Source organism: Rhodococcus koreensis (assembly GCF_900105905.1).
Taxonomy (GTDB): domain Bacteria; phylum Actinomycetota; class Actinomycetes; order Mycobacteriales; family Mycobacteriaceae; genus Rhodococcus_F; species Rhodococcus_F koreensis.
This window is the reverse complement of the sequence record NZ_FNSV01000005.1, coordinates 3,883,373-3,900,125: the sequence shown is the minus strand read 5'-3', so window position 1 is coordinate 3,900,125 and position 16,753 is coordinate 3,883,373. Positions and strand designations below refer to the sequence as shown.

At 67.0% G+C, this 16,753-nt stretch carries 13 protein-coding genes and 2 pseudogenes; 9 read left to right on the top strand and 6 right to left on the bottom strand.

Annotated features, from left to right (window positions below):
- Positions 1-170 precede the first annotated feature (170 nt).
- Positions 171-533 (top strand): transposase, encoded by a 363-nt coding sequence (locus BLV94_RS22275; RefSeq protein WP_072939104.1) that lies wholly within the window; start codon positions 171-173, stop codon positions 531-533.
- A 570-nt stretch (positions 534-1,103) separates the two neighbouring features.
- Positions 1,104-2,979: pseudogene (locus BLV94_RS22270) on the top strand (zinc ribbon domain-containing protein).
- Between the two features lie 109 nt (positions 2,980-3,088).
- Here the strand turns inward: BLV94_RS22270 and BLV94_RS22265 are convergent.
- Entirely contained in the window at positions 3,089-3,940 is an 852-nt protein-coding gene (locus BLV94_RS22265; RefSeq protein ID WP_072939102.1) for a flavin monoamine oxidase family protein, read from the bottom strand.
- A 230-nt stretch (positions 3,941-4,170) separates the two neighbouring features.
- Here BLV94_RS22265 and BLV94_RS22260 point away from each other — a divergent pair, with 230 nt between their 5' ends.
- Positions 4,171-4,839: a TetR/AcrR family transcriptional regulator gene (locus tag BLV94_RS22260; RefSeq protein ID WP_072939099.1), complete on the top strand. Its 669-nt coding sequence runs from the start codon at positions 4,171-4,173 to the stop codon at positions 4,837-4,839.
- Positions 4,832-5,799 (top strand): annotated as a pseudogene (locus tag BLV94_RS22255) (AraC-like ligand-binding domain-containing protein). The gene BLV94_RS22260 and the pseudogene BLV94_RS22255 overlap by 8 nt, the downstream one beginning before the upstream one ends.
- A 33-nt stretch (positions 5,800-5,832) precedes the next feature.
- Here the strand turns inward: BLV94_RS22255 and BLV94_RS22250 are convergent.
- From BLV94_RS22250 to BLV94_RS22235, 4 genes are read right to left on the bottom strand one after another with little or no spacing between them, the layout of a single operon-like run.
- On the bottom strand, positions 5,833-7,053 hold the full coding sequence (locus BLV94_RS22250) for an MFS transporter (protein WP_072939097.1): 1,221 nt from the start codon (positions 7,051-7,053) through the stop codon (positions 5,833-5,835).
- Between the two features lie 33 nt (positions 7,054-7,086).
- On the bottom strand, positions 7,087-7,509 hold the full coding sequence (locus BLV94_RS22245) for an ester cyclase (protein WP_072939094.1): 423 nt from the start codon (positions 7,507-7,509) through the stop codon (positions 7,087-7,089).
- Between the two features lie 47 nt (positions 7,510-7,556).
- A complete protein-coding gene (locus tag BLV94_RS22240) occupies positions 7,557-9,155 on the bottom strand; it encodes an amidohydrolase (protein ID WP_072939091.1) in 1,599 nt (532 codons plus the stop codon).
- Positions 9,156-9,214: 59 nt separating this feature from the next.
- The gene (locus BLV94_RS22235) at positions 9,215-10,072 is read right to left on the bottom strand and encodes an SDR family NAD(P)-dependent oxidoreductase (protein ID WP_083395639.1); all 858 of its coding nucleotides are present in this window, start codon (positions 10,070-10,072) and stop codon (positions 9,215-9,217) included.
- Positions 10,073-10,237: 165 nt separating this feature from the next.
- On the opposite strand from BLV94_RS22235, the gene BLV94_RS22230 reads away from it, so the two are divergent.
- The 5 genes from BLV94_RS22230 (at position 10,238) to BLV94_RS22210 (ending at position 15,729) form a co-directional block, all read left to right on the top strand.
- On the top strand, positions 10,238-10,819 hold the full coding sequence (locus tag BLV94_RS22230) for a TetR/AcrR family transcriptional regulator (RefSeq protein WP_072939089.1): 582 nt from the start codon (positions 10,238-10,240) through the stop codon (positions 10,817-10,819).
- Positions 10,820-11,077: 258 nt separating this feature from the next.
- Positions 11,078-12,526, top strand: coding sequence for an aldehyde dehydrogenase family protein (locus BLV94_RS22225; RefSeq protein ID WP_072939086.1), 1,449 nt, complete (start codon positions 11,078-11,080; stop codon positions 12,524-12,526).
- 57 nt (positions 12,527-12,583) lie between these two features.
- Positions 12,584-13,411 carry a MoaF C-terminal domain-containing protein gene (locus tag BLV94_RS22220; protein ID WP_072939084.1) on the top strand — a complete coding sequence of 276 codons (828 nt, stop codon included), beginning with the start codon at positions 12,584-12,586 and terminating at the stop codon, positions 13,409-13,411.
- A gap of 88 nt (positions 13,412-13,499) precedes the next feature.
- On the top strand, positions 13,500-14,960 hold the full coding sequence (locus tag BLV94_RS22215; protein WP_072939081.1) for an APC family permease: 1,461 nt from the start codon (positions 13,500-13,502) through the stop codon (positions 14,958-14,960).
- Between the two features lie 79 nt (positions 14,961-15,039).
- The gene (locus BLV94_RS22210; protein ID WP_072939078.1) at positions 15,040-15,729 is read left to right on the top strand and encodes a winged helix-turn-helix transcriptional regulator; all 690 of its coding nucleotides are present in this window, start codon (positions 15,040-15,042) and stop codon (positions 15,727-15,729) included.
- 85 nt (positions 15,730-15,814) lie between these two features.
- Here the strand turns inward: BLV94_RS22210 and BLV94_RS22205 are convergent, their stop codons facing one another.
- Entirely contained in the window at positions 15,815-16,573 is a 759-nt protein-coding gene (locus BLV94_RS22205) for an alpha/beta hydrolase family protein (protein WP_072939076.1), read from the bottom strand.
- Positions 16,574-16,753: the final 180 nt, after the last annotated feature.

Below are 16,753 nucleotides of genomic sequence, written 5' to 3'. Positions count from 1 at the left end.
TGATTCCAGGACGAAAGCGGTGTGTCGCTGCTCCCGGTGGTCCGAGCAACCTGGGCGCGGAAAGGCGTGACACCGGTGTTGCGTCACCGATTCTCGTTTCAAGCGCATGTCCATGGCCGCCAGTCCTGGCCTATCGACACGACCGCAGCCGCAGCGCATTCGTGTTCTCCATGACTGACGGTGCCGAGGGCACCGACAAATTCATCGAGTTCCTCACCGAACTCCGCACCCATTTCGCCGGCGAGATTGTCATCGTGATCTGGGACGGGCTCATGGCCCACCGGTCGCGCGCGATGACCGCGTGGCTGGCCACCCAACGCGACTGGCTCCACGCCGAACGCCTCCCTGCGTTTGCGCCTGAGCTCAATCCCATCGAACAGTTTTGGGGCAACATGAAATCCACCGAACTGGCCAACCTGTGCCCCGATGCTCTCGACGAGGTCCGTGTGGCGACCGAGTCCGGGCTGACCCTGATCGGCTCGAGCTACGACCTGTGTCACAGCTTCCTCGACCACGCCCGACTTTCCTTATGATCAGCGCTCACTCAATTACCGAAGCATCTTTGATGGGTTCTGACATTGTCTGCCTGTGTGAATTGGTGAGGCCGCGGAATGCTTGGGATGTCGGTGGTTGTGGTGTGCAATACGGCGGCATGGGGCCGGTGGCCTTCTGGGAGTGTCGGTTCGGGTCACCGAATCATTGACCGCGCGGACCTCGCTGCTCTCTGGGCAGGCCCGGAGGGGAGTGTGCGGGAGCGACGCCGGAGAGGGGGTGGAGGCGGTGTATTGCCGGGTGTGGGGCTCGAGGGGACAACGGGACGTCGATGGCCGATCGGGAAAAGATGGTGCGGGACAGCGCCACTGGTGAGGTGTAGCGGGGGTGGGCATGGATCGCGGCCCCGAGTCCGCGGGGGCGGCGCGCGGGGTTGGGCCGGATGCTCGGCGGCGCGGCCGCGCGTCGGTTCACGGTGGCGCGGGTGGTGTGGCGCGGGATCGATTGGGCCGGTTCGCCCGTGGGCTGGTTCGGGCGGCGCATGTCGGAGGTCGGCGTTACAGTCGAGATCTTACGAGAGGGGGGTGTCACATGTGCTGGTGGGAGGGTCGATGAATGACGTCACGGCGGCGCCGGCATCGTTGTCCGGCCCGTTCTCCGGGCGCTGTGGCCGACACAGCAACAACGACGGGGTCTCCACGACGCCGCGGCAGTTCGCGTTTACCACCCGCGCCCACGTGGCGGTCGACGACGCGACCGGCGAACCGATCGGCCTCGACGACGTCGACACCCGGGTGCGGTGGCTCCTCGACCTGATCACCGCGGCCGGCGGCCAGTTGGTGTCGCGGCTGTGGCAGCCGGCGACGTTCGACGTGCTCGCCGCCGGCCGGGACCGGCACGATCGCAGGCTGCCCGCACAGGGCCACGTCGCCGCGGCCCGCCTCGGCTGGAACCCGCACTACCCGGACGGAATCTACGTGCCCTCGCGGGTGAGCAGGGTGGTAGCGGCGCAGGTGATGGCGACCCTGCGGACCCTCGCCTACCGGGACACCGCGATCACGGCACTGTCTGAGCGGTTCGACCCGGCCACGGGCCGGATAGCCCCACCCACCGCCGCCGCGGACTGCGCGCCGTTGGGTTTCGCCCGGGGCGTGCGGCGCCAGCTCGTCGCCCACGCCCGCCGCACCGGCGGGGCACTGGCCGGCCGGTTGCGGATCACCGACGTCCAGGGGCCGCCGCAGGTCGCGGCGATGGCCCAGCTCTCCGCCGCCGATCGGCAGCTCGCACAGATCACCGCGACAGAACGTGAGTTGGTGTTCACGGTGAAGTTGCCGACCTGCCCGGCCCCGGCGGGGCGGGCGCAGTGGCGCAATGTCCGGCTGACCGCCACCATCCCCGGGCACCTGCACGGCCGGGCGATCACCGACTGGCATCTGCCGACCCTGGTCCTCGACCGGAAGGGTCTGCTGTGGCGGTGCGCGGCGACCGAACTCGTCCCCGACTGTGACCTGGGATCGGCGACCGTCGCGGTCGGGGTCGACTGGTCTCCGTCCACGCTGGGTGCCGCCGCCATCACCACCGAGAACCCGGACGGGCTGTCCTCGGATTACCGGGGCTTCACCTACGACGACCGCGGCCTCGGGACCAAACTCGCCCGCCTACAGACCGAGGGGCAGATGCTGCACCGCAAGGCTGCCCGATTGACCCAACTGGCCGCCACCGCCCCACCCGAGGTCCGCGCCCGGCTGGAGGAAAAGATCGCCGTCCTCAACGAGCACCGCACCTCGGTGGGCGTCAAGCGGGGCAGGATCAACCGGGAGCTGGGATTCCATTTCGCTCGCCAGGTCACCGATTACGCCGAGGCGGCGGGCGCGCAGGTGATCGCGGTCGAGGACCTCACGACCCTCGAGACCCGCGGGCACGGTCGGGTCAACAACAATCGGGCCGCGCAGTCCGCCCGCCGTAAAGCGGTCACCGCCCTTGCGCACACTGCCGCGAGTGTCGGTGTTGCGGTGGTGTCGGTGCCGGCTCGGGGATCGTCCGCGCAGTGTCCGGGCTGCGACGCACCGCTCGCCCGTCCCGGCGGCTACCACACGGCGTGGTGCCCCCGCTGCGGGGTCGGCGGCAACCGGGACCACGTCGCCGGGGTGAACCTGGCCAAACGCGCGCTCCTGGGTAGAGGCAAGGCCATCCGCCGGCGGGGGCAGCTGCCCGCGATCCGGGTCGCCGAGCATGCACCGGTGCGCCGGTCCCGGGACAAGACCAGTCCGACACCACCTCGGCCGCGGCATCGCCGGGTCCGCCGCAGCCAGCCCACCGCAACGCCGCGGGTGGGGGTGACTCCGAAACAGCATGTTCCTGCACCACAAGCGTCGGTGTGGGACACGGTCAAACCCGCACCGCCGCACGGTGATGCGGGTAGCCGTGACACACGTTCTATCTCCGACATCCGCCACGCAAGTGGCAGAGAGTATGAGATCTACGTAGACGCTGTCTCCGTCCATCGGGTATTCGTACTGTGCGAAGTTCAGGACGGCGTCGCTGTCGGCGAGGGCGGCGAACTTCCCGATGTCGCCCTTGACGCGGATCCAGACCTTCACTCCGCTCGATGCCTGCCCCTCGGAGGCGACAGTCCGGGGGTGACGGCGATGCTGCCCAGAATGTTGAGCGGCACGGTGATCACCACCCTTCTGCCGCGCAGGCTGGTTCCGTCGCCGCAGGTGACGGTGATCCCGTCGGCCGTTTCGTCGATGCTGGTGACGGTGGTGTTCAGGCGGATGTCGGCGCCGGCCGCGTCCGCGGCGATCGCGTCGAGAAGCGACTTGGTTCCGCGGGCGAACTTGTAGGTGGCGCACGCCTCGAACATCAGTTTCCAGTCGCCGCCGGAGAGGGCACACCAGCGCAGGGCCTGGGTGTAGCCGCTGCGGGCGGGATCGCCGCTGAAGTTCAGTGCCCACATGCCGTCGAGGAGGGCGCGTTGCTGCGGGTCGAGGTCGAGCCTCGCGATCTTGTCGGCCACGCTGACCTGGTCGAGGGTCTTCATCTCGTCGGACAGCGGAAAGTAGTCGTACGGCTGGGGCAGTATCCGGCGGGACTCGGCGAGGACCTCGGTCATCGACGCGTCGAGTAGATCGAGCATGGTGCCGGCGGTCCCGGTGCGGACCTCGTCGCCGACCCGCCAGTAGGCGGTGTCGAGTTCGGGGCTGGCGACCAGGTCCAGGTTGTAGCGGCTGATCTCGGCCCACACGTGCGGCTGGATCCAGTGCACCCAGGTGCCGCCCATGTCCAGCTCCCGGCCGAGGGCCGTGTCGCGGGTCCAGGTGCGCCCCCCGAGGCGGTCGCGGGCTTCGAGGACGACGGTCCGCACGCCCTGTCGGGTCAGTTCCCGGGCGGCGGTGATTCCGGCGAATCCACCGCCGACGACGATCACGTCGGTGTCGTAATGCATGTCAGTACTCCTGAGAAGTGAAGGACGAATTCGTTGACGCGGCAGCGGGTCGGGCGAGCGCGGGTGCCATTGGGGTTTCCGCCCGGGCCGAGAACTGTCCATCTGGACAGCAGTGATCTATGGCACATAGAATGCACCTCGTGGAGAAACTGGTCAAGTGGACAGGGAGAAATTTCTTCGCAGGGTCCGGAACGGCCCAGGTTGGCGACGACCGAGTACAGAATCGGAGAATGACCACGATGAGCAGCTCGCAGGAAGACCCCGCCCGTCAGGCGCCCCGCTACGGAGAGGGCCGCACCGCCCTCCTTTCAGCGGCCGTGCGTGTGGTCGCCGAGCAGGGACTCCGGAAATTGACGTACCGGGCGGTGGCGCGCGAGGCCGGCGTCGCTCACGGGTTGGTGGCCCATCACTTCGGCTCTCGCGACGCGCTCCTCGAAGCGGCGCTGCAGTTCTCCCTGGACAACAGCGTGACCTCTATCAGCACCCGTCCGGGAAGTGGTGATCTCGACGCCGTCTTCGCCGGGTTGGTGACGATGGTGGAGAAAAACCCCGACGATCAAGCCTTCCAGTACGAGCTGATCCTCGAGTGCCGACGCCGGCCGGAACTGCGCCCGTACGTCGAGTCGATCTACCAGGCGTACATCGATGGGCTCCAGTTCGAGCTCGAGTGCGCCGGGATGGACCCCGACCCCGCCTTGAGCCACCTGATCTATGCGGCCGCCGACGGCCTGGTTTTCCATCAGATCACCATCGGCTGCCCCGAGTTGACCGAACGATCCCTCACGCATCTGCGAGCCCTGCTCCAGCAGAGCAGATCCGGGCGAGGAGTATCGCCGTCTTCGTCGAAGCCGGCGGAGCACCTGCACTCCGGTATCGAGGACCGAGTCAACTATGGGTGAGATCGTCGAACGTCGGAATCGATCCGTCGATCTCGACACGTTCCGAGCGTCGGTGATCGACAGCTTCGTCCCCCTGGAGACGTCGATTGCCCCGGACACCGATTTCGAGGGCTACATCCACGGCACCTCCCTCGGTCAGGTCCAGGTTGCCGAGGTTGTCGCGTCGGCGCACACCGTGCGCCGCACTCCGAGGACGATCCGCGCGAGCGATCCGGGTTTCTACAAGGTGGGGTTGCAGGTCCGCGGCTACTGCGTGCTGACGCAGGACGACCGTGAGGCAGCGTTGACCCGGGTGACTTCGCGATCTACGACACGACGAGGCCCTATCAACTCTCGTTCGACGATCGGTTCCGGATGCTGGTCATGATGTTCCCGCGCGAGCTGCTGCGGGTCCCGCCCACAGGAATAGCCGAGCTCACGGCGCGGAGGATCTCCGGCCGCCAGGGCATAGGCGCGCTGGTCGCTCCGTTCGTCAAGGATCTGGGGGAGCGGGTCTTCGATACCGCGCCCGCCGTGGCGGTGCATCTCAACGACGCGGTCCTCGATGTGCTCGCCGCGGCATTTGCCGAACAGCTGCAGATCACCGACAGCCTGTCGCTCGAATCGCGGCACACGGCTCTCCGCGTTCGGGTCGGTTCGTTCATCGAGGATCACCTGTCGGATCCGGGCCTCGATACGGCGATGGTCGCTGCCGCGCATCACATTTCGGTGCGGCATCTGCAGAAGATCTTCGAGGCGGACGGCACCCCCGTTGGCGGGTGGATCCGGGAGCGCCGACTCGAGCAGTGTCGGCGAGATCTCCTCGATCCGCGACATTGCCACCTCCCGGTGGCCGCCGTGGGAGCGCGCTGGGGGTTCTCCGACCCGGCGCACTTCTCCAGGTTGTTCAAGACCCGTTTCGGAGTCACCGCCGGCCGCTATCGGTCTGCCGGCGGTGCCCTCGATCAGGCTCTTGACTGAAAGTGCTTGTTCAGCAGCATTGTTTGTTGTCGCCTACTCGACCATCTGCGGAACCGGCGTGGTGACGACAGGCGTGGCGATCCGCCGGGGTTGGGCAGCGATGATCAGTGCCAGCGACAGGACCAGTCCCGCAGCACTGACCGCGATCAACGTTCCGTATCCGCCTGCGCTCTCGACGAGGCGGCCTCCCATGAACGGGCCGATCGCGAAGCCGCCGCCGATTGCGATGTTGGCCAGGTTCACCACCCGCCCCGACCGGTCCAGGCCGGACAGGGTGGACATGATGTAGGGGAGAATGAACGTCCAGGTGAACTTGAAAAGGAGTGCTGCAATGGTGAACCGGAGCAGCCCGGGCATTCCGGCGAGCAGGCCGACCGACAGCGTCATCGCCACATACCCGACGAGGAGGTTGGTTCTCGTGCTCGGCCGGGAGCCCAGGACAGTGGCCAGCGCAGAACCGGCGATACCCAGGACGGTGGCGACCGACAGGATCGAACTCGAGGTTTCGGTGTCGATGGTGGATGCCGCGGCAACGCCGCCGACGAACGTCCAGACTCCGCTGAGGCTCACGTAGAAGGCGAGCACGGCGACGAGTCCGAGTGCGGCGCGCAGCACGTAGTTGCGCGTCGGTCCGGTCTCGTCGTTGCCGTCGTGGTCGGCCGTGACGTTGCGCTCCGGCAGGAATCGTGCGAGCGGGAGAACGAGGATCATCAGCACGGCGAGGGTCCAGTACACGATGCCGATTCCGAAGCTGCCGAAGAAGTGCGGAAGCACCGCCAATCCGATCGCCCCGAAGGACAATTGCCCCATCACCCACAGTCCGTACACGCGGTTGCGGTCGCGGGTCTGGGCGGCGAGCGACATGCACAGGACCATCAACGACCCGCCCGCGAGGGAGGTGAGAAAGCGTACGGCGAGTAGGGTGCCGTAGTCATCGATGTACGCGGAGCTGACGTTGCCGGCGATGAAGATCACGCCGAAGATCGTGGACATCGTCCGGATGTTGAATCTCTTCATCCACCACAGTGCGGGGATCGAGGCGAAGCTCATCGCACCGAGTTCGGCAGAGAACAAGTCACCCGTCTGCGAGGGATTCAGTCCCAGCTGAAGTTGGAGCTGACTGGCCACGGCAGGAGCCATGAGCAGGAGAGTGCCGACAACGGAGGAGAAGAGAACGATCAGTGCCACGCGTCCCCTGGAGTTGGGATCGGTGCTGTCGAAGGGGGTGCGTCGACCGTCGAGAGTGTGGGGCATCGGGTGGTCCTTCGTGATTGGGGGAAGTTGGATTCACTGCAGTCCGAGCTGGGTGAGAACGGTGAGCTGATCCCAATACCGCCGGGTCGAAGCGATCCGGCCGTTCTCGACCCGGTGGATGTCGCAGAAGGGAACCGACAGTGTGCGACCGGTGGGGCGGATGTCGTCTCCGTCCGGGGTCGGGAGGGGGCCGGTGTGGGTGCCGACGGCGACGAACTCCGTGACGACAAGACCGTCCCCCCCCGCGAAGGTCAGCTTCTCGCACGTTCCGTCGCGGAACGGCCCGTCCCAGTGCCGGTAGTTGTCCGCCATCCCGTCGTGGCCCGCATGGATCTCTCCGGTGGGCAGATTCGTCCAGGTCGCGTCGGGGGTGAAGGAATCGACCCAGGCCGCGATGTCTCGGGTGTTCCACGCCTCGTACAAGGCTGCGACGATGTCGAAATCGGGATTGGACACGGTGGGTCCTCCAGGATTGGTCAACGGTTGGTAGGGGTGTACTGCGCTCAGCGCTGATGAAGATCGGTGGCGGTCGATATTTCGGCGTCGAAGACGGTGCGCCCCTCGAAGAGGGTCCGCAGCACCTGCGTGGATCCGACGTGCTCGGAAGGGACCTCGAAGATGTTGCGGTCGAGCACGATCAGGTCGCCGGACTTCCCGGGGGTGATCGTGCCCTGCACGTGGTCGCGACCGACGACCCGTGCGCCGCCGAGGGTCATCAGATACACAGCGGTGGCGAGATCGACGGCCTCGTCTCCGCGTTGCAGCATGCCCTGAAGGGCAGGGAACAGGTTCGGATTCGGGGTGATGATCCAGTCCGAGCCAACGGTCATCGTGGCACCCGAGTCGAGGATGGTGCGGAATTTGAATGCATCGTCGTGCCCGGGAATGTCGAGGTGCCAGATCGCGGGCGACATCTCGGCGATCACGTCGAGCTGGCCGAATCTCTTGTAGTCGTCGTCGTGGATGAATGGGCAGTGCGCGATCTCGTGAGCTGGGCCGCGTGTGCCGTTGATCCGGCGGACGGTCTCGAAGGCGTCGAGTGCGGCGCGCACGGAACCCGCACCGGCGCAGTGAATTTTCACCGACAATCCGGCCGCGTCGAATCCGCGTAGCACCTCGGTGAGTTGATCTTCGTCGACGAGAATGTTGGTGGGGTCGACGCTGCCGTGGGCGTCGAGGTCCGCCTGTGTCATGTGCGGCGGCAGGGGTGACCCGTCGAGCCAGATCTTGATGCGTTCGGTGTCCAGATGTTCACTGGTGAACGTCGCCCGTTCGGCGATGGTGCGGTCGAGTTCGGCGGTATCGGCCATGCCGAAACCCTCCTCCTTCCAGACCAGGTGCGCGGCAACGTGCAAGTTCAGTGCGCCGTCCCGGTCGAGGTCCCGGTAGGCCGCGAGCGCCTGCGGAGACGCGGAGGCCTCCTGGACGGACGTGATGCCGTACCGATGGCACACCGACGCCGCCCAGGCAACCGCGTCACGATAGATGTCGGCACGGTAATCGGACATGGCGCGCATGACGGGCCAGCGGGCCTGCTCGACGAGTTCCCCGGTCAGCTCGTTCGTCCCTTCCCGGCGGACCAGTCGGCCACCAGGTGGGTCCACCGAGTCTTCGGAGAGCCCGGCGAGGTCGAGTGCGGTGGAGTTGGCCAGGGCGTGGTGAATGGTGTAGTCGTACAAGAACACCGGCTGATCAGGAAACGCTTCGTCGAGGAATTTGCGGTCCAGTTCTCCCGCGGCGAAGTCGGCAGGAACGAACTCGCCGCCGACGATCCAGGGCTGCACGTCCTCGTCGACGAGTTCGGCGCATCTGCAGTGACCGAGGTCGTGCACGATCTCCTTCGGGGAGCCACCCGGTGTCAGGCGGGTCTCGTAGCGAAACTTCAACCCGCTGAACAGCAGATGGGTATGGGCATCGTGCAGTCCGGGCATCGCCATGCGGCCGTCGAGGTCGACGAATTCGGTACCGTCCGGGGCGGCGTCACGGACGTCGTCGTCGGACCCGACGACCGTGAAGACGCCGTTGTCGACCAGAACGGCCTGCACCCAGGGTGCGGCCGGGTCGACGGTGTAGATGCGGCCGTTGAGCAACGCGGTAGGCATCGGTTCTTCTTTCCATCGTGGGTAGGGGCGTCGATTTGAGCAGTTCGCACTGTGGTCCGTCAGGGCATGGGGACGGCGAGCGAGAATCGTGGGTCGAGGGAGACGGTGCCGACGTCGACCGCGCTGTGCCCGCCGTCCACCGGCAGCACGGCGGCGTTGACATAGGAAGCGGCGGGGGAGAGCAGCCACGCAATGGTGGCGGCAACTTCGGCGGCATACGCGGGCCGAGGCAACGGGACGAGTGCGGAGGCGAGGCGATAGGCCTGCTCCGCGTCGACGCCGCGTTCACCGCCGAGTTGGGCCATTTCCTCGTCGGCCATCTCGGTGCGGGTCCAACCGGGGCAGACGACGTTGGCGCGCACTCCTCGCGGCCCGTAGTCGACGGCGACCGACTGCAGCAACATGCTCAGTCCCGCCTTGGTGGCGTTGTAGCCGGGGGTTCCGCCCGAGGCGCGCAGCCCGCTGACCGAGGACACGCCGACTACTGCCCCGCTGCTCCTGACGAGGTGCGGCAGGGCGGTGTGCAGCAGGCGGTAGGGGGCGGTGAGGTTGGTCTCGACCATCGCCGCCCAATCGCTGTCGGACAATTCGCCGACCGGCCCGGGGCGGACGACTCCGGCGTTGAGGACCAGTCCGTCCAGGCGCCCGAAGCGGGTGACGGTGCTCTCGACGAGGCGGGCCACGGCGGCCTTGTCGGTGGTGTCGGTGACGATCGGATGTGCCCCGGTGGCGTCGGCCACGCGCTCGAGGGCTTCCGCCCGCCGCCCGCAGATCGCAACGGACCAGCCGACGGCCGTGAGCGCCTGCGCGGTGGCAGCGCCGATCCCGCTCCCGCCGCCGGTGACGATGGCGACTGCGCCGGACGCCTCCCGGTCAGTGAGTGTGGCCTGCGGTTCGTGGTCCGCCGTGTTCGTCATGGTGGGGGCTCCTTCTGAGTGCCGAGGGCAATGGCGCGGTCGAAGCGGACCGCGAGCGAAGAGAGGCGAAATATCCAGATGGATAGATGTGATCAGTGGCACAAATATGCCCCGTGCTGTACAACTAGTCAAGTGGATAGATGAAAAGAATGTTGGAGGACACCGATGACCGCTGTTGCGTCCACACCGGGTCGGAGTTCGCCGATGTATGGCGAGGGCAGGCAGGCGCTGCTCGCCGCCGCCGTCCGTGTCGTCGCCGCCCAGGGGTTGCGACATCTGACCTACCGCGGCGTCGCCCGCGAGGCGAACGTCACGCACGGCCTCGTCGCCCACCACTTCGGCAGCCGCGACGCCCTGCTCGAAGCTGCCCTGCAGTATTCCGTCGAGAACAGCGTCACCTCGATCAGTACCCGGCCCGGCACCGGTGATCTCGACGCGATCTTCGCCGGACTGATCGGGATGGTCGTAGTCAATCCTGACGAGCAGGCCTTCCAGTACGAACTGATCCTCGAATCGCGGCGCAGTCCCGAGCTGCGTCCGCACGTCGAGTCTCTGTACGGCACCTATCGGCAGGCCCTCCGTGAGGAGTTGGCGCACGGCGGAATCGACTGCGACGAGGCGATGGCTCAGCTGTTCATCGCGGCCGCCGACGGACTGATCTTTCAGCAGATCACCCTTGACCGCCCCGAACTCAACGAGGCCGCGCTCGCGCACCTGCGCCGGTTTCTGCGCACGCTTGTCGAGTGAGGTGCGTGGCTCCGTGCTCCCTCAAATAGGTTCTGGTGACATGGTATTCGCCTCCGGTCGTCGTGCGTTGTCGCTTCGCCGCCCGCCCCGCCTCGTCGTCCGTCGGCCGTGGCGCTCTCGATTGACCTGTCGCCGCCGAAGGTGTGCGGGATTAGTCAATGCTTGTACGGACTTCGGCAATGCATTCCCACAGATCCCGGAGCAGAGTGAGACTCACGTCACGTGACCTGGTCACGAGTATTTCGAGGAGTTCTCACAATGGATGTGCGCGAGCAGTTGCTGATCGACGGCCGGTGGGTTCCGGCCCGGTCCGGTGCCGAGTTCAAGACCTACGATCCGGCGACGGGTGAGCCTCTGGGCACGGTCGCGGACGCCGGCGCAGCGGACGTCGACGCCGCGGTCGCGGCGGCGCGGCAGGCGCTGACCGATCCGGCGTGGAAGGCACTGGTGCCCGCCGCCCGCGCACGGCTGCTGTGGAAGGTCGCCGACCTGATCGAGCAGCACGCGGACGAACTCGCCGAACTCGAAACCCGCGACCAGGGCCAGCCGCTCGGGGTCGCGAAGACCGTCAGCCTCACCATGGCCGCCGAGGTCTTCCGCTACTACGCCGGCTGGTGCACCAAGATCGAGGGCAAGAACTCGGCGGTGTCGATCCCCAACACGATGCACTACACCCGCCGGGAACCGGTCGGAGTGTGTGCCCTGATCACTCCGTGGAACTTCCCGCTGATGATCGCCGCCTGGAAGCTGGCCCCGGCGCTGGCCTGCGGCAACACGGTGATCCTCAAGCCCGCCGAACAGACGCCGCTGAGCACCGTGTTCCTGGCCGGGCTGTGCGTGGACGCCGGTTTCCCGCCCGGAGTCGTGAACTGCCTGACCGGCGGCCCCGAGGCGGGCAAGGCCCTCACCGAGCACGTCGACGTCGACAAGGTGTCGTTCACCGGGTCGACCGCGGTCGGTAAGCAGATCGTCGTCGCCGCCTCGGGCAACCTCAAGCGCGTCACCCTCGAACTCGGCGGCAAGGCACCGAGTGTCATTGCGCGAGATGCGGATATCGACGCAGCGGTCGCGGGGAACCTACAGGGCGCCCTGCTCAACAGCGGTCAGGTGTGTGCCGCCTACACGCGGTTCTTCGTCGACTCGAAGAGGGTGGACGAGTTCACCGAGAAGATCGCCGCGGCGGCGAGCGTGCTGCCGATCGGTCCCGGCATGTCGCCCGAGACGGTGATCGGCCCGCTGGCCTCGCCCGAGCACGCCGACCACGTCGAGCGGCTGGTCAACGCCGGGGTCGCCGAGGGCGCGCAGTTGGTGACCGGCGGCAGCCGCGTCGGCGGAGAGTTGTCCGGCGGGAACTTCTTCGCGCCCACCGTGTTCTCGGGTGTGCGTGACGACATGACCATCGCCCGGGAAGAGATCTTCGGGCCGGTGTTGTCGATCCTGTCCTATGACGACGCCGACGAGCTCGCCGCCCGCGCCAACGACACCGATTACGGTCTGGCCGCCTGCATTTGGACCAAGGACCTCGAGCTGGCGCACAACCTCGCCGCGTCGATCCACGCCGGCAGTGTCTTCGTCAACATGCTGCCGTTCCTCGATCCCGCCGCCCCGTGGGGCGGATTCGGTTCCAGCGGATGGGGCCGGGAGATGAGCTCCAACGCCATCGACGAATTCACCGAGACCAAGGGCGTCTGGGTCAACCTCGGCTGACCCGGCCCCGAACGACCCACCGGAAATCCCTCCACAGATTCAAGGACACCTGACACCATGAGCACCTCCACTACCTCGGCCTTCAGCTGGAACAAGGACGACTGGGCGTCGCTGAGCGAGATGGCCGACGGCTTCGACGAATACCGGCCCGCCTACAGCCGCGCCCTCGACGGCCGGGAACTCAGCCTGAACGCCCGCTTCGTGGATTCGGGTGACGAGTTCACCCTCACCCACGCATTTTCCGAAGGAGAACTGAGCTGGCGCACCGGCGAGCAGGCCGGCACCGAGACTTACGAACTGTTCGAGATGCAACCCGGACTGTTCTACCTGCACTACCGGCGCAGCGGCGAGGACCACCCGGTCGTCGTCAGCGCGGCGCTCGATCTGACCACCGGTCAGGTCACCGGCGCGGTCGGCGAACTCGGACTCGGCCCCAACCCTCACCTCGCCCGCCAGCGGTGGTTCCAGGGCCAGATCGCCGGCAGCACCGCCACCGCGGCCGACGCCCACGAGCCGACCGACGAGCTGATCGGGCGCCGGGTGCGCTACGCCTACAGCGGCGACGACGTCTACGACCACGTCTACCTCAACGAGAACCTCTTCACCTGGCTGTGCATCGGCGGTGCCGAGCTGGGAGTGGGGGACACCGACAGCTGCACCTACTGGAAGCTGCGCGAGAACACGTACCTGTTCTCCTGGCTGGAGAAGAACGTCGGCGTCGAGGGCATGGTCCTGGTCGACCTGAACGCTCTCCGCACCGTCGGCATCCAATTCGGCATCGACCAGCAGAGCGGTGACCTGGTCAACATAACCATGGGCTCGTACGCGCGCGAATTCGAACGCACCCCGTCCGTCGACGACGCCCGCCCCGGACCCACGGCCTGACGCGGATCCGTCCGCCAACTGTCAACCACGAACACGCCGCGACACCCACCCCGCACTACCCCGCGAATGTCTTTCTTCGGAGGCTCCAATGTCCACCCCTCCCCACCAGGCCGTCCCGCCGCAGAACACCGGTCACAACGAGCCCCCCGGGGAGGGGCGGGCGGGGTTGCGGGCCGGCAGGCTCGGGGTCGCGGCGATCGTGTTCTTCGTCGTCGCCGCAGTCGCCCCGATGGCCGCGATCGTCGGCGCCTCTCCCGTCGTCTTCTCCGTCAACGGCGTCGCCGCCCCCGCGACGTATCTGCTGGCGGCCCTGTTGTTCGTCGTCTTCTCCGTGGGGTATGTGACGATGAGCCGGCACATCACCAATGCCGGCGGCTTCGTCGCGTACATCGCGCAGGGATTCGGGCCGCGACTGGCCACTGCCGCCGCCGGGCTGGCCATCCTGGCCTATACGGCGCTGCAGGCGGCCCTGTGGTCCCAGTACTCGGTGTTCGCGCAACAGTTGATCACCGACAAACTCGGTGTCGACGTGCCGGCGTGGGTGCTGCTGTTCGCCACCTTGGCCGTGGTCACCGCACTCACCGTCCGCGGTGTCGACGTCAGCCTGAAGGTGCTGGGGCTGCTCGTGCTGCTCGAGGTCGCCGCCTTCGTCGTCCTGGACGTCGCGATCATTTTCGGGGGCGGCGTCTCGGGGAACTCGCTGGCGGCCTTCGATCCGTCCGCGCTGGTCGGTCCGGGGCTCGGTGTGGCGTTCCTGTTCTGCATCACCTGCTTCACCGGTTTCGAGGCCACCGTCGTCTTCTCCGAGGAGGCGAAGGACCCACACCGCACCATTCCTCGCGCCGTGTACACCTCGATCGCGTTCATCGGCGTCTTCTACGCCCTGACGACCTGGGCGCTGGGCAACTCAGTCGGCGCGGACGCCGTCCAGGCCGCCGCCACCGACGACCCGGCCGGATTCGTGTTCGCCATCGCCGAGGCCGAAGTCGGTGCCTGGTTGAGCACGGTGATGGAAATCCTGGTGGTCACCAGTTTCATCGCCATGCTCATCGGCTTCCAGAACATGCTCTCCCGCTACCTCTATGCGCTGGGACGAGCGAAAGTGCTGCCGCACCGCCTCGGTGAAGCCAACGCCAAGACCGGCACCCCCGCTGCGGCCGCCTTGGTAGTCGGCGTCGCGCTCGCGATCATCCTCGCTGTCTTCGAACTCGCCGGCGCGGACCCGATCACCGTCACCTTCAGCTGGTTGCTGTCCCTGGGCACCGTCTCGCTCATCGTGATCCTCGCCCTCACCTCGGCGTCGATCATCGCCTTCTTCGCCCGCACCCGCCTGGAGACGAGCATCTGGAAAACCAAGGTGGCACCCGCCGGCGCACTCCTCGGGTTCGCGGTGGTCGGATGGCTCGCCGTGCAGAACTACGACGTCCTGCTCGGCGGACAGGGCGGCGTCGCACGATGGCTGCTGCTGCTGATCCAGCTCTGCGCGGCACTGGGATTCGGCTGGGCGGCACTACGTCCGGACATCGACTACCAGGCCGAACTCGTCTGACCCTCACCCCTACTCCGCCGCCCACACAGTCGCGGGGCGTGCCCCAGCCGGCACCCACACACCACCTCGGACATCGCGAATGACCTCACCGCTCACTCCTGCCTCGACACCAGCGATCATCCTCGCCCTCCCACCACACGGTGAGGCGTCACTCATCACCCGGCTCTCAGCCGACGCCGGCTTCCGCGTGATCCGCGGAGCAGCCGTGCAGTCCACGCCTGAGCGACCCGATGTCGTCATCATCGACTCCCGAGTCCCGTGCTTCGACGGCCTCGCGGTTTTACGGGACGTCAGAATTGCAGAACCGGACATCGGCATCGTGGTGATCACCGGACCGCAACCGACCGGCTCCGACAGCGTGTGCGAGTTCCTCGAGGCGGGCGCCGACGACGTCTTGATTGCCCCGGTTGTCCACGATGAAGCCATCGCCAGGCTACGCGCGTTGCTCCGGCGCCTCGCACCCCCGGCACTGAATCCGTCACACCCCGCGTACATCGCCCTGGATGTTGCGCGCAGGGCAGCCGAAATACACGACGCCCGAATTCTCCTGACCAGAACCGAATTCGAACTGATGGGCATCCTCACCGAGAACGCGGGCCGTGTCGTCAGCCGCCCACACCTCCTCCGTACCGTCTGGGGCTATCCCGGCGAAGCCCGCACCAACGTGCTCAACATGTGCGTCAGCTCGTTGCGCCGCAAGCTCGCATCGAGCGGCATCCCGCCCCTCATCCACACCGTCCGCGGGATCGGCTTCACACTGCACGCCTGATCTACGCCGGGCATCGTGCGGATCCGGAAGGGCGACATCGATATCGGCGGCCGAGCTGGGTGTCCGGCCGCCGATACCGGTCACGTCAGGCCGGTGCCATGCCGGCCCGGCGGAGGTGGCGGGCGAAGAACCGGGCCGAGCTGTCACGCTCGTACTCGGGCACCTGGTTGTACCCGCCCGGGTGGGCGTGCAGTGTCTTCTCCCTCGAGCCGAAGGCGTCGAACAACGCGAGACCGGCTCGGCGGTCAATGTATTCGTCGTCCCACGGAATCCGGTACTCGACCGGGACGGTGATCGTTCGTGCCGTCTCGATCAGAGCGTCGTCCACGAAGACCGCACCGATGCTCAGGGCAGCGATCCGGGGTTCGACCGTCGCCAACATCAGCCCGGTCACGACACCCAACGTCATGCCGCCGTAGCCGACGGGCGCTCCGGAGCCGATCTCGGGCAGCGCCTGCAGTGCGTCGAGGGTTTCCTGCCATTCCGGCACCGCACGCTCCGCGAGCGAGGTGTTGTAGTCGATGACGATCGGGGCGATCGGCTCGCCCGCCGCCCGGGCCTGATGGATCGCGTCGCCCCACCGCTGATCCTGAGGGCTCCGCGGCCGGTCACCGTGTCCGGGCGCGTCGATGGCGGCGACGGTGTACCCGTAGGTGCTCACGCAGTGGAGTGCGCCGGCCACCAGTCCGGGCGCCTTCTTGTGCATGCCGCCGCTGTGCCCCGACAGCAGCAGCGGTGCGCCGACCGTTCCGGATGCGGGTGACCAGAGCACGCCGGTGATCTCGCCCAGGGTGAAGTTGCGTTCGATGACACCGTTCGACGATGTCTCAGAGGTGAAGTGCATGGTGTTGCCTTTCGGGATTGCCTTGTTGTCGAGGCGCTCCCGGCGACATCTACGTCGATCGCCCGGCCGTGAAGAGGGGGAGCACCCACCTGCGTACTGCGTTCATGGGTCTCACCTCCTCGCTCGAAGTCACGGTCCTCCGAACGTTAGCAGTGCGGGCTTCGTGCCCGCCAACCATTT